Here is a 12,855-nt window from a genome sequence, read left to right as displayed (position 1 = left end):
TTCAGGTATAACAAAGCCCTACCCTAAACCCAATTACCTTCACGGTCGACTTGTTTATCTCTCCCATAAGAAAAGACACCACACTCATCAATCGAGTGTGGTGTCTTATTTATTTAGTTACTTAGTTTGACTAGCTGACTAGTTAGCTGGACGCCAAACGCCCCACTGATCATTTTCGTAGGTCGCTTTAGGGTTTGTACCACCTTGAACCCACCATTGCGCTTTCCATGACTGGTTCGAGTAAGTCACGACTTCGCCACCAAGGTAAGTCGCTGATGAGTCCCACGTGCCATTGTCTGGGTCTGGAGTCGGATCAGGATCCGGCGTTGGATCTGGGTCTGGTGTTACACCACCGTCATCGGCAATTACTTCAAAAGTGAAGGTTTCAACACTGTCACTTTCAATAGAACTAGCCATGAATGACAAGGTTTCATTAGCTACTATACCAGTCGTATCTACGACAACTGACGCAGTGCCGTTATTTTGGATGCTTACAGCAGAACCTTGAGTTTGAGTTAATGTCGCCGCTTCACTTGTTGCAATCACAACTTTGTCGCCAGCATTCACTACGTTGTCACTCTTTACTAGCTCGTAGATGTCGCCTTTCAATGGTTCAACACCACCGTCGCCACCATCAATCAGCGTTAACTGACCAGAAGCACGGCTATCTTTTGAGTTGAAGAAGTTACGTGAAGGATCGTTTTGGAAATACATGTAGTGCTGCATTTCAGCGTGCCAGTCACCAATGAAGATCGCGCCATCTTTAAACTCTTCATGCCAGCCGTTAATCTCTGAAGCCAACAAGCGAGCCCAATCGTTAACGTTTGAAGCGTCGATAACGACGTCGAAGCTACGCGCTACTTCACCGTACTTGTTGATGATGTCATATTTAACCGTATCACCAATTTCTGGCGTACCAAACTGGTCAGAAACAAACAGGTCGCCACGGACTAGATCAGGTTGAGGACCCGGCTCTGGTGGAGGAGTTGTTCCCCCCGCGATAGTGATGTCTGAACAGTTGTAGAAACCTTCACCCGCGGCATCGTCACGTTGCCAACGTACGTATAAGATTGCGTCGCCAGAGCGGTCTGAAGGAATCGTTACGTTGATACGGTATTTGCCACCACTTACAGGAACATTCCCAACTTCTTGGATAAGATCTAAATCACCCCACGCTAGGCCTTTGCTCAGGTCGGCGTTTGGTTTTGTTAGATAGAACTCCCAGAATGACGGGTTGTGTGGTGCAGTCGCGTTGAATACATATTCAAATGTACCAGTGCTTAGCTCGGTGCGAGTCCAACCAGTATGAGGAGCACCCATGCCACGTTTTTGCGAATCATTGGCATAACACAAAGTGCCGTCTGGAATCGCAGCTTTCACAGCATTGATATTGTTGAAATCTTGGATATTTTTCGCATACTCGTTGCGTTGAACGAAAGGATATGACCCTGAAATCTCTTTTGCTTGAGCACACGCCGCATTTGGTGGCGTACCAGACCAAACTCCGCCTTGTTCATAACACGTATTCTGACGTGCACTTGGAAATTCAGACCAACCATGAGCGTTTGCTACTGATGGTACGCTGGATAGCATAGCCATCCCCACTGCTATTTTTAGAATATTATTATTTGCTGTTTTCACTTTCCCACTCTCTATTATTTTACCCCCATATGCAATATTGATTGGATATTTACTAATCAAGATTGCAGTTCGAGGGTTTATAGTTTCTGACTTAAAGAACACGGAAAATATATACGTCATAACTATCAATAAAAGTGGGATTTATTTTGAAAGGAATCAGAGTCACACAACTCAAAGAAATGTGTTAGAGATAGATGATATTGCTTCGAATTATCGATTTTTACCGACACGAATTACGCATTCCCTAAGAAAATAGTTCACTAGGAAGGTATTTTTTTAGGGAATCAATTGGAGTGAAACGCTCGCATAAATAATGATATTGAGTGCTTTTGATCATCATCAAAACGTTGTTGAGACTGTTGCAAAGTCGCTAAGTGACTAAGCTATTAAGCGTATACGTTTATAAATCGCTAAACCACTAAACGTTAGTTTGAAAGAGCTAAACTAATAGCGGCTATGCATACCAAAGCGATTCGACATATCATCGTCCATACGACCGCCCTTCCAACCGCCACCGCCCAACAAATTAAGTACATCACGCGCGTTATATTCCTCACCACCGAAGAAGTCATTAGACACATCATTACGCAGCAGTTGAATGGCTGGAGCAATTTCAGCAGCAAGGTCTTGTGGATCAGCAAACAATGCTAAGGCAACCAGTTGTTGGCGCTTACTCAATTCACATGAACTCGTTTCTACTTGCCCAATAGAGAAAAAGTCACTGCTTCCGTACGCTTTCACCAACTTTGCAGAAAGTGATTTGATTACTTTCTTGATTCGTCGTCGTTGAATATATCTAAACATATAGATTGCCTTGTATTGATGAGCCTAAGTTAACCAAACAATAGGGAAGTTTGATTGTCGACCGAGATGCTTTTTACTTGCGTATTAAATACGGATTCTAGCTGTTCAGGCACAAGCACTTGCTCTGCACTGCCTGATGCTTGTAGTACGCCCTTTTCGAGCAGCAGTACTTGGTCGGCATGCCTCAAGGTTCGGTTCAGGTCGTGGTTAGCCATAATAACCGCAATGCCCTTCTCAGCCACTCGTTCGATAAGCTTATACAGCAACGCTTCTTGAGCAATATCTAACGGCGCTGCAGGTTCGTCGAGGATCAGGAGCTTTGCGTAAGGATTAAGCGTCGGCCAAATTTGCAGGCACATTCCCGCCAAACGAACGCGTTGCCATTCACCACCAGACAGTGTCTGAATTGAACGATGAAGTTTATCTGTGATGTCCAACATCTGGCTTATCTCTTCCAAAGCCGTGTTGATTTCAGTATCAAGGCCATGTGATGAACTTGGCAGTGATAACGCAAGGTATTGGAACACTTCCAAGTTGAAGGCGGGTCTTGCACTTTGACAAAGATAAGCGCGATGCAATGATAAATCTTGTAGTGATAATACTGACAAGTCTTGACCGTCGAGCTTTATATCACCTTTGTAGCCATCACCAACGCCAGATATCGCTTCTAATAAGGTACTTTTCCCACTGCCATTAGGACCGATGACATGAGTCACCTGCCCTTGCTTGAGCTCAAATGATAGTGGTAATAAACGAGCGCCGACGCTCAGGCTCTTAATTTGAATCATGATTTTTAATTAACATCCAAATGAAGATTGGTGCACCGATACTGGTGGTCATCACACCCAAGGGTAATTCTGCAGAATCGAGTAATGTACGTGCGCAAATATCAGCAAACACCAGTAACGCGGCACCTGCAACGGCAGACAAAGGAAGAAGGTATCGGTTGTCGGTACCAATCGCTAAACGGAGTAAGTGTGGCACCACCAAACCCACAAAGCTGATCACGCCACCTAACGCTACTGCGCAGCCGACTAAAATAGACACAGCGAAGATTAGACGCCAACGTAATCTCGGAACGTTCACGCCTAACTGCGCAGCATGGGTCTCGCCAATCATGAGTTTGTCTAGCTTGCTACCTTGCAGGCACAGCCAGATAATCACGGGGATCATTACTAAGGTGAGCGAGTGTTGGTACCAAGTGACGCCACCTAAGCTGCCCATCAGCCAATACATCAATAAGCGTAGGCTGAGGTCATCACTAAAATAGAACGCCCACGTCACCATCGCGCCAGAAAGAATGCCTAACGCAACACCCACCAGCAATAACTTGGCCGTAGTCAGTCGCATCGTTTTAACCATGCTCACTAGAATCACGGTAAAACAGAGTGACCCTAAAACGGCGGCAATCATGAACAGTTCTGGTGTAGGAGCAAACGGTAAGAAGAACAGCACGATCACCATCGCTAAGCTTGCACCACCAGAAATGCCGAGCACACCGGGCTCTGCTAATACGTTACCCAATAAGACTTGTAAGCTTGCGCCAGATACGGCTAACCCTGCCCCGATAGCAATAGCCGCCAATAGTCGAGGTAAGCGTAAATCAATCAGTAGTTTTTGTTCTAACGTGGACAAGGTGCCCAGAGGGGAAATGAAAAGATCGCCAACCATTAGGTAAATCGCACTCAGCGCGACAAGCAGTGCTGCCATCAGATAAATGGCTCGGGTCCATTTGCGCTGTTTTTGGTGAAGAAGTTGTTGGAAATCCATATCAAGCTACTTTGAAATTGTTCGCGTAACCTTACCTGTATCCCCAAATAAACTCAAGGCTCACACCGTAATGTGAACCTTGATATTTCAACCAGTTGAGCGGTTGTTTTCGTCGTTTAAACCCGAGTCGGTATTAATCGTACACAAGCTGACCGTGGTCGAATCGTGTTTCAACTTCGCACACCATTAAGGCCGCTCGTTGACCGATAGCAACGTTGCGATTTGGGAACACTACTGCTTCGTTTTCATTCTTCGCCATCAATGGCTTATCACCATCATGACCAAACACTTCACCGTGCTTGAACGCCGTAAAGTTTTCAACGGCATCAGAGAACATGAAATCAAAATCATCATGCAAACGAACAATGGTTCGGCTTACGCGATAAGTAATGGTTTTCTTTGGCAAATGCTCTGGTTCTATTTCAGCAATCAAATTGCGCATTGCCAAATCGAAAGCAGTTAACTTATCAAGCTGGTTCTCACCAATTCTTGCTACCTGCCCTAGCTCCATTGTCAGTGCTTGGGCTTCAAAGTTTTCAGCGCTGTACCAACTGAAAGTACTCGTTGGCGCATTGGATAACAACACCGCTTCAACGTGAGCACTGTTAATGAAATCGAACAAGGCTTTACTGCGAACTTCGTGTCGAACCTTAGGGCTTACGGCGAAAGAGTAATGCTTAGACAAACGGATCGCACAGTGCAGATCTAAGTGCCAACGAGTGGCAGGCACCGTTTCCTTGTAAAACTCAGTAACCAAGTACTTAAGGTTCTTCGCGATGTCCACTTCTCGATTACTCTCGTACTGTTTTTCATCAAACAGACGGTTCATATTCACATCAAGAAAACGCGTATGCGCATTGGTCGCTTCTGGGTGAGCAATGATGAACAAACATCTTGCTGTCACGACTTGGAAGCCGGTTTCAATATCCTCAATGAGCTTATCAATCAGCTCCATTGGTGAAGTTTCGTCGCCATGAACACCTGTTGAAAAGATGATGTTCTTGGTCTCAGAATTATACTCTGCGGGAATCACTTCCAATACACCGCGTTGATGAAGCTTAATTTGAACACCGTTACTCAGTACGGTCTGTCCTGCAACCACTTCTTGCTCAAGATCTAGGCTGTCAAAAAGAAATGATTGGCGAAAGAGGGTCTTCGTCATGCGCTACTCCTTAATTGCACGGCCGTATGTTAATAAATTGTACATAGAAATTGTGTTGCTAGGATCGCACTTATCAATAGAAACTCCGTTATCACTCACAAATACTACCCATATATTTTTGTATTACCTGCTGACTTTACTAACCGACATCTGTTCCAAATAATTTCACCTATTTAGAACAACTTTTGGTTATCTCTGTTTATATCAGCAAGATAAGAGCCACGTAAGCTAACACAGCTCTTACCTACCATGAACAGATAGAGATCAATTAATCTTCCTGATCGAGCAATCTTTCAAATTCATCGATTTGAACTTTGACCATGTCGATGCTTTGTTGCCAAAAGTCAGCTTGAGTCAGGTCCATTCCCAAGTGTTTTTGAACGACTTCTTCCGCCATCATGCTGCCCGTATCACGAAGCAAGGAAACGTAATCACCGTAGAATTGTTCGCCCTTAGCATCGCGCTGAGCGTAAACACCTTTACTGAACAGGTAACCGAACAGGTATGGGTAGTTGTAGAAGCTCACTTGAGAGATGCTGAAGTGCAGTTTGCTTGCCCAGAAGTAAGGGTCGGCTTCTGTCATTGCATCGCCATACCACTCCTTCCAAGTGGTTTCCATCAAGTCACACAGCTGCTGAACCGTTAGCTCACCTTTTTCACGCTGCTCATAGAAGGCTTTTTCAAACTCGAAACGTACTGGAATGTTCACCATCAAAGCCAGTGAAGAAGAAAGCTCTTCCCACAGCATTTCAAGTTTCTCGTTGCGTGTTTGTGCTTGCTTTAACAAATGGTCACGAACGATGTTTTCAGCAAAGATTGAAGCGGTTTCTGCTAGCGTCATTGGGTAGCGTGTCTGACACAACGGCATGTCCTTCATCACCCAGTTATGGAACGCGTGGCCTAGCTCGTGCGCCAATGTCATTAAGTCTGAGCGGCTACCACTCCATGTCATGAACACAAGCGGTGTACGTGTCGCAGCAAACTTGGTGCAGTACGCACCTAGACGTTTGTTGGCTGCTGGTGCGGCATCAACCCAACCGTTCTCAACCATTAATGCAACAAAATCAGCCATCTCTGGATTGACTTCAGCGAAGGCGGTTTTAATCACTTCGATCGCTTCATCGAATGGGTAAACCTTAGATTCGCTGTCACCCAGCGGAGGCATCGCGGCTAAATGGTTCCAAGGCTTCATTTCATCGAGCCCGTGAACTCTTGCCATTAACAGACCTGCTTTCTGGCCTAATTCGCGATTTGCCTTTGCTACCGACATCATGGTGTCTAGCGTTTCAGGTACGATGCGGCTGGCGTGTAGGCTTGGATCAAGGAAATGCACGTCGCTTATTTTCGATCGCTTTTTGTTCTCTGTCAGTCGCCAACCCGCAAGCGCATTTAGAATTGAAGCAAAAGACTCTTGGTGCGTCTTCATTGCGCCTTGGACTGCGCGCCATGCCGGTTCTTGTTTGTCGAATTCGCTGCCGTACAACAAGCTCGCAGCTTGTGAAAAACCTAGCGCTTCGTCTTCACCGTTCAGCTTTAGCGACAGTTTTAAAGAACCGGTTAAGTTATCGTACAAACGACCCCATCCATCACGGCCATCAACCTTCATCGCGGCCAATAACTGCTCTTCAGCAACACTAAGGCGGCTGCTTGATAACTTACGCGAGCTTTCAATCGCAAAGCGTTGTCCTGCTACATCTGCGCTGTCATGCTCTAAAACTGCATCAATAAACTCTGGTTCTGCGTGGATTAGCGTGTCTTCATAAGGGCTGAACGCTTGAGACATTTCAGAATTCAGTTTCGCAACTCGACCAAGCAGTGCTTTGGCTTCTGTGTGTGTCGCGTCTACCGATGCGTGGCAGTTAGCGAAGGTGTTGATTGTACTCAGTAACGTGCCTGCCGCTTCAGAAGTTTGAATGGCGTTTTGCATCGCTAGGATAATATGACGCTTTTCAACGTGTAGGTACAACAGCTCAATGCACTGCTGGATGAGTTCAATGTCCTGCTCGATTTTTGCATCATCAAGATCACGATAAGCAATGCTTAGATCCCAACTCGGTGTTGTCATGACTAAATTCCTTTCACGTAGGTAGTAATACCAATCTGGTATAGCGGCTGTGAACGCCGCTTTATACTTCTATTTCTGGTTCTATTTCTATTTCTGTTTCTGTTTCTGTTTCTGTTTCAATTTACAGGTCCAATAGATTGTTAACTCTTAAACTGTGTTTTTTGAACACTCAGAGAACAGGTAGCCCTATCGATTTGACACTGGTAAAGCTCTGCGCAAACTGAGTGATTTGAATATGAGTTATCGACGCGTTTTCTATCGATAGCTTCGAGTACAAACTCGGATTTTTCCAATCGATATCAAGGCAGTGCGCTAACAATATGCGAATCACACCACCATGAGTAACCAATAATAGATTGTCACTTGGATCGTCCAAAAGTTGCGACCAAGCTTGAGTTACTCTGTCGTGGAAGCTCTGTAAACTTTCTGCACCAGTCAGTTGATGATTAGCAGGATCTTGCCAAAAGGTTTCTAGCATTCCCCACTTGTCTTCAAGCTCATCAAATGGGACACCATCAACGTCACCGAAGTTCATTTCCTGAAAGTCTGGTGCTACAGATAAAGTCACAGACATACGCTGTGCGTATCTGTTTGCGAGGTCGCTGCATCGCCTTAATGGTGAGGTAACCACGCAATCAAAGGCAATATCTTGTTTTATCAGCGCCCCACATATCCGATCTTGAAGATCAGGATTAACCAACACATCAGATAAACCATTAAGTGCCGCTTCGCCTTCGACTTTGCCATGTCTTAGTAGATAGATGTTCTTGGTTGTTCCATTTTCCATTTGTTCAACTAACCTTTGATACCAATCTAATTATGAGTCGAGCTTTGAGTCGAATGGCTCGACGGTTTTAAGCTCAATGGTAATCCTGCTGCAACCAACGTAACGCGTTCAACGACGCGAGCTAGCGCTTGGTTCATGCGACCCGCATTGTCGACAAATAGGCGCGACACTTTACCTAGCGGCACCACACCTAAACCGACTTCGTTAGAAACCATGATAATTTGCGCTGGGCTTTGCTCTACGCTTTTCACTAAAACTTCAACCACGGCCTCAACCTGTTCATTGATCGCATCATCACCCAACTCAAAAATAATGTTGTTCAACCACAAAGTTAGGCAGTCAATCAACACCACATCGTTTTGATCAAAAGACTGCAGTTTTTCGGCTAATTCAACAGGGGCTTCATGCTCAACCCACAGCTCGCCACGACGTTGTTGATGATGCGCAATTCTCTCACGCATTTCGTCGTCCAAATAAGTGGCCGTCGCAATATAGTTGAGGCGTCCATTTGAACATGCTTCAAGCGCACATAATGCCTGTTGTTCTGCAAAACTAGACTTACCAGAACGAGCGCCGCCCAATACCAGATGGCTATTTCGCTGACTTACTTGATTAATTTGATTAGCTTGATTCGTGTTTGTCATAGGAACCTGTTATAGAAAACCATTGTAAAAAGCAGTAATGAACACAAGGTAAATCAGCAACTCCATCAACTGTTGAGCCGCACCCAAGCAGTCGCCAGTAAAGCCGCCAATTCGAGCCAATAACCATTTTTTGAAACCTAATCTAAACAGATAGGCGACGACAGATAAAACCAAAGCGAGCTCAAGACCAAACCACAAGCTAGGCAGAACGCCCACAAGCAATAAAAAGACAAGTTCACCTTTAGTTTGCTTGTTCGCCAATGGCTTACTTTTACTGGTATCTAAATCACTGACATAAGGCATATCAAAAATAAGTGATGCGGCAATCGCGCGGCTAAACGTATAACTGGTCACGATAGCCATAAACAAATTTGTCATATTCGCTAGTTCGTTTAATAGAACCCACTTGCCAAGCAGAGCCATAACCAGTGCAGACGCGCCATAAGTACCAATTCTACTGTCTTTCATGATGGTCAAACGGCGTTCTAAGGTCATACCGCCGCCAATACCATCCGCCATATCGGTTAAGCCGTCTTCATGGAAAGCACCGGTTAGCATCAAGCTAAAGCTCATCATCAAAAAGATGGCCACTGCACTCGGCAGTATGGCATCGAGTAGCAAGAACACACCGCCACACAGAACACCAAGTAACAAACCAACCGTTGAAAAGTAGCGACCAGAACGGTTCATTCGCTCTTCTGAATAAGGCGTATTCTTCGGCATCGGCAAACGAGAAAAGAAACCCATCGCCAACGAAAAAAGTTCCCATTGGTATGTGATGCTATCTTTCAACGATCTTTTTGGTGCATCACTCATTAAACCGTGACTCCAGCACTCGCAAAACTCGCCATGTTGTTATAGAACTCTGCCGCCGCACGAATTATTGGCATAGCTAGCGCAGCACCTGTGCCCTCGCCCAATCTCAATCCAAGATCGAGCAGTGGCTCAGCGTCTAGCAGCTCTAATAGAATTTTGTGCCCTGACTCTTCAGAGCGATGTGCAAAGATCATGTAATCACGGCAACTCGGTTCAATTAGAGTCGCGACATACGCCGCAACCGACACGATAAAACCATCGACCAACACAGGGGTTCTGTTTTCGTAAGCGCCAAGGAAGCCCCCCACCATTTGAACGATTTCATAACCGCCGACTTGGCTTAACACCTCTTTTGCGTCAGGATTTATGCAACGAGCAACACCTTGCTTAACCACCGCCACTTTACGTGCAAGCTGTTCATTGTTGATACCAGTGCCTAAACCAACACACTCATCTGCAGTTCGGTTTGCTAGCGCACTTAAGATGGCAGACGCGCTGCTAGTATTGCCGATGCCCATTTCACCAAACATGATGATATTCGTGCCATTCGAAATGGTTCTAGATACAAGCTCAGCTCCCAGTTCAATCCCACGTTCAACAGTTTCTAAACTCATTGCCGCTTCTTTGGCAAAGTTATTGGTTCGCGTACCTAAGCGCTGAGAAATCAACATGTCGCTGTCAGATTCAACAGGCAACAAAATCCCAGTGTCCACGACTGTAATTTCGACGTTGTTTACCGCACAAAAGCAATTAATCGCTGCGCCACCGCTTAAGAAGTTCAACACCATCTGTTGCGTGACGGCACTTGGTGCAATACTCACACCTTCATCTGCTATGCCATGGTCGCCAGCAAAAATGATGATACGTGGCTTATTCAATTCGATGTGCTCAACCGCAGTTTCTTTGCCTTGGCTCTGAATCAATGCCAGTTGATGTGCGACTTTTTCTAATAAGCCAAGCGCACCGAGTGGCTTGGTTTTTTGGTCAATTCGGTGTTGGATGTACTGCGAGTATTGGGTATCTAACATAGTTTTTAAAAACGCTTATTCTGGGTACGTTGATTTAAGGACTGCTACTTAGGGATTGTTACTTAGGGCGTGCGACAGAAAACACATTGGAAAGCGTCGCGTATTCACCGCCACCAAGTCGAGACAGTGGGTCCAATGCCAACGCATCAATCTTAAGACGTTCACTCTCTTTATCGATCACGTCTTCGGAAATGTACACGGTTTCGACTTGAGCAAAGATAAGGCTTTGTGGCACTTCTCCAACCTCTTTTACTTCGTACAAGGTGCATCCAAAAGCGACCGCGCACTCTTTCAATCTCGGTAAAGAGAAGCCTTCAAATTCAACCAGGTCAATGTTATTCGCGGTGACTTCCGAATCACCATGTTCAAGGGTAGCTGCTGTCGCCGTCATGGTTTCGGCAGAACTTGAAGAAGCAATGTGAATCACTAGCTTACCCGTTTCAAGGGCATTACGGGTGGTATCTTTGATTTCGCCCGACGGCTTTTTCCCAACTGATAACATCAGTAGCGGCGGATTGCTGGAAACAGGCGTGAAATAAGAGAAAGGCGCTAGGTTGTACTCTTGGTCGGAAGATTCCGTTAATGCCCACGCTATCGGGCGAGGCACAACGGTTTGTGTCATCAGGTGATAAATCTGAGTGGGAGCAAGAGTATCAAGTTTGAGGTTCATAGCACGTCCTTGGTCTATGTGAATTACGACTCAGTTTACGTGTTAAGCAATGCTGTATCTATGCCTAATCAACAGAAACGGTAGAGAGTGTTCTTAATTTAAACAGATCACACCGGTATTTTCTCAAATTGACAGTCAAATTGACGAACCCGAAACACCTACAATACTGATAATGGATTTATCAATAACTTACATTTTGGCATCGTTTATGCTTTATCTAAAGTACTTGTTAATCTCTCCATTGATGAGTGCCCATACTGTGAATACCCACATCGCAGTTGCTTTAAAAGAAAACAATCGATTGAAAGACAAAACCAAACAATGATTTAGGAGGTGAAATGATTCCAAACACAAGTAAAAGAAAACCAAATAAATCGAGTAAGAAAACCAGCAAAAAGGTAAGGAAAATCCCACTCTCCTTCACCTAATAGTTGTCGAAGCAATAAGACAACAAAGTAGCAAACTAGCAAACTAGCAAAGTAAGTAACAAAGCCCGTCGCCCAGCGGGCTTTGTTATCTTTAACACTTTAATAGAGGTTTACCTAGCCAAGCACATACCTTCCGTGTAAAAGCCCATCATCAAACCCGATCCTTCTAACGCTCATTCATGAAACTTTTGTTCGCTTAAAATTCAAAAACTGTTTATATTAAACAAGCACTTGTAGAGCGAGTAAGGAATAGAATGAGTATTAATGGAGATAAAACATCGGTTGTTATAGCTGGTGCGACAGGGCTAATTGGTCATCATGTCCTGAGACTGCTCATTAACGAGCCCGCTGTAGAACACATCTATGCTTTGTCACGAAGAGCATTAGGTGAAGAATTTCACTCCAACAAACTCGATACACTCATCCACAACGATCTACAAGTAACGAGTTGGGACGACACCAAAGCGACGCCCAACTTAGGCATTATCTGCTTAGGCACAACCAAGAAAAAAGCAGGTTCAAAAGAAGCGCTGCGAAAGATCGATGTAGAACTGGTTAGCCAAGTGGCACAGTCGATGAAATTCCTTGGAGTTCAACGTGTCGCAGTCGTTTCTAGCTATGGCGCTTCGCCAGACTCCTATTCACACTATCTGCGCTGTAAGGGACAAATGGAGCAAAACCTAAAACGTATTGGCTTCAAGCAGCTCTTCATCGCTCGTCCAGGCCCGCTGGTGGGTGAACGTGCCGAACCCAGAACTGATGAAAAGCTCCTACAAAGAGTCTTCCCTTTAATATCTCCGTTAATGTTTGGCAAATTCAAAAACCTACGCCCTATCCAATCGGAAGATGTAGCGAAAGCAATATTATTCCGATTGTTCGAAAATAATTTCCAAAGTATCGAAATCTACACCTCGACTGACATGCTTAATTTATTAGCGAAATATCATTAAAACGTCTATCTATTCACCACAATGTTGAATATCCATCCAACCCATTGGGTGGATATTACTAATCGTTCTAATAAATTACTTTTCCTTATT

Annotated in this window: 12 protein-coding genes; 1 reads left to right on the top strand and 11 read right to left on the bottom strand. The window is 44.8% G+C overall.

All coding sequences use genetic code 11. The annotated features are described in order from the left end of the window. Positions 1-138: 138 nt before the first annotated feature. The 11 genes from AB4589_RS06620 to AB4589_RS06570 all read right to left on the bottom strand — a co-directional run bounded on the left by AB4589_RS06620 (position 139) and on the right by AB4589_RS06570 (position 11,387). Positions 139-1,593, bottom strand: a complete 1,455-nt coding sequence (locus AB4589_RS06620) for a lytic polysaccharide monooxygenase (RefSeq protein WP_372099891.1) — start codon at positions 1,591-1,593, stop codon at positions 139-141. Between the two features lie 492 nt (positions 1,594-2,085). After that, on the bottom strand, positions 2,086-2,445 hold the full coding sequence (locus AB4589_RS06615; RefSeq protein WP_017096953.1) for a DUF6559 family protein: 360 nt from the start codon (positions 2,443-2,445) through the stop codon (positions 2,086-2,088). 29 nt (positions 2,446-2,474) lie between these two features. Beyond that, entirely contained in the window at positions 2,475-3,233 is a 759-nt protein-coding gene (btuD, locus tag AB4589_RS06610) for a vitamin B12 ABC transporter ATP-binding protein BtuD (protein WP_372099843.1), read from the bottom strand. Beyond that, positions 3,220-4,215: a vitamin B12 ABC transporter permease BtuC gene (gene btuC / locus AB4589_RS06605; protein WP_004734896.1), complete on the bottom strand. Its 996-nt coding sequence runs from the start codon at positions 4,213-4,215 to the stop codon at positions 3,220-3,222. The genes btuD and btuC overlap by 14 nt, the downstream gene beginning before the upstream one ends. Positions 4,216-4,348: 133 nt before the next feature. Next, entirely contained in the window at positions 4,349-5,377 is a 1,029-nt protein-coding gene (locus AB4589_RS06600) for a succinylglutamate desuccinylase (RefSeq protein ID WP_017102184.1), read from the bottom strand. A gap of 268 nt (positions 5,378-5,645) precedes the next feature. Next, positions 5,646-7,442, bottom strand: coding sequence for a M3 family oligoendopeptidase (locus AB4589_RS06595; RefSeq protein WP_372099841.1), 1,797 nt, complete (start codon positions 7,440-7,442; stop codon positions 5,646-5,648). Between the two features lie 169 nt (positions 7,443-7,611). Further along, positions 7,612-8,229 carry a histidine phosphatase family protein gene (locus AB4589_RS06590; RefSeq protein WP_009846933.1) on the bottom strand — a complete coding sequence of 206 codons (618 nt, stop codon included), beginning with the start codon at positions 8,227-8,229 and terminating at the stop codon, positions 7,612-7,614. Positions 8,230-8,255: 26 nt separating this feature from the next. Beyond that, a complete protein-coding gene (gene cobU, locus AB4589_RS06585; RefSeq protein ID WP_372099839.1) occupies positions 8,256-8,873 on the bottom strand; it encodes a bifunctional adenosylcobinamide kinase/adenosylcobinamide-phosphate guanylyltransferase in 618 nt (205 codons plus the stop codon). A 9-nt stretch (positions 8,874-8,882) separates the two neighbouring features. Continuing rightward, positions 8,883-9,689 carry an adenosylcobinamide-GDP ribazoletransferase gene (locus AB4589_RS06580; protein ID WP_372099837.1) on the bottom strand — a complete coding sequence of 269 codons (807 nt, stop codon included), beginning with the start codon at positions 9,687-9,689 and terminating at the stop codon, positions 8,883-8,885. Next, entirely contained in the window at positions 9,689-10,717 is a 1,029-nt protein-coding gene (gene cobT / locus AB4589_RS06575; protein ID WP_372099835.1) for a nicotinate-nucleotide--dimethylbenzimidazole phosphoribosyltransferase, read from the bottom strand. The genes AB4589_RS06580 and cobT overlap by 1 nt, the downstream gene beginning before the upstream one ends. Positions 10,718-10,775: 58 nt before the next feature. Further along, positions 10,776-11,387: a flavin reductase family protein gene (locus AB4589_RS06570; RefSeq protein WP_017099714.1), complete on the bottom strand. Its 612-nt coding sequence runs from the start codon at positions 11,385-11,387 to the stop codon at positions 10,776-10,778. A 682-nt stretch (positions 11,388-12,069) separates the two neighbouring features. Between AB4589_RS06570 and AB4589_RS06565 the strand changes: the two genes are divergently transcribed. After that, complete coding sequence (locus AB4589_RS06565) at positions 12,070-12,765, top strand: NAD-dependent epimerase/dehydratase family protein (RefSeq protein ID WP_017099715.1); 696 nt, start codon at positions 12,070-12,072, stop codon at positions 12,763-12,765. Positions 12,766-12,855 lie beyond the last annotated feature (90 nt).

This window comes from Vibrio sp. 10N.222.49.A3, assembly GCF_041475145.1.
Taxonomy (GTDB): Bacteria; Pseudomonadota; Gammaproteobacteria; order Enterobacterales; family Vibrionaceae; genus Vibrio; species Vibrio tasmaniensis_A.
The sequence above is the reverse complement of the archived record's forward strand: the minus strand, read 5'-3'. Positions and strand labels throughout refer to the sequence as shown.

Excerpts from the sequence above, each read along its gene's own strand:
- btuD (WP_372099843.1), bottom strand. The coding sequence starts at position 3,233 with ATGATTCAAATTAAGAGCCTGAGCGTCGGCGCTCGTTTATTACCACTA.
- AB4589_RS06615 (WP_017096953.1), bottom strand. The coding sequence starts at position 2,445 with ATGTTTAGATATATTCAACGACGACGAATCAAGAAAGTAATCAAATCA.
- AB4589_RS06595 (WP_372099841.1), bottom strand. The coding sequence starts at position 7,442 with ATGACAACACCGAGTTGGGATCTAAGCATTGCTTATCGTGATCTTGAT.
- AB4589_RS06580 (WP_372099837.1), bottom strand. The coding sequence starts at position 9,689 with ATGAGTGATGCACCAAAAAGATCGTTGAAAGATAGCATCACATACCAA.
- AB4589_RS06570 (WP_017099714.1), bottom strand. The coding sequence starts at position 11,387 with ATGAACCTCAAACTTGATACTCTTGCTCCCACTCAGATTTATCACCTG.
- AB4589_RS06565 (WP_017099715.1), top strand. The coding sequence starts at position 12,070 with ATGAGTATTAATGGAGATAAAACATCGGTTGTTATAGCTGGTGCGACA.
- cobU (WP_372099839.1), bottom strand. The coding sequence starts at position 8,873 with ATGACAAACACGAATCAAGCTAATCAAATTAATCAAGTAAGTCAGCGA.
- AB4589_RS06600 (WP_017102184.1), bottom strand. The coding sequence starts at position 5,377 with ATGACGAAGACCCTCTTTCGCCAATCATTTCTTTTTGACAGCCTAGAT.
- cobT (WP_372099835.1), bottom strand. The coding sequence starts at position 10,717 with ATGTTAGATACCCAATACTCGCAGTACATCCAACACCGAATTGACCAA.
- btuC (WP_004734896.1), bottom strand. The coding sequence starts at position 4,215 with ATGGATTTCCAACAACTTCTTCACCAAAAACAGCGCAAATGGACCCGA.
- AB4589_RS06590 (WP_009846933.1), bottom strand. The coding sequence starts at position 8,229 with ATGGAAAATGGAACAACCAAGAACATCTATCTACTAAGACATGGCAAA.
- AB4589_RS06620 (WP_372099891.1), bottom strand. The coding sequence starts at position 1,593 with ATGCTATCCAGCGTACCATCAGTAGCAAACGCTCATGGTTGGTCTGAA.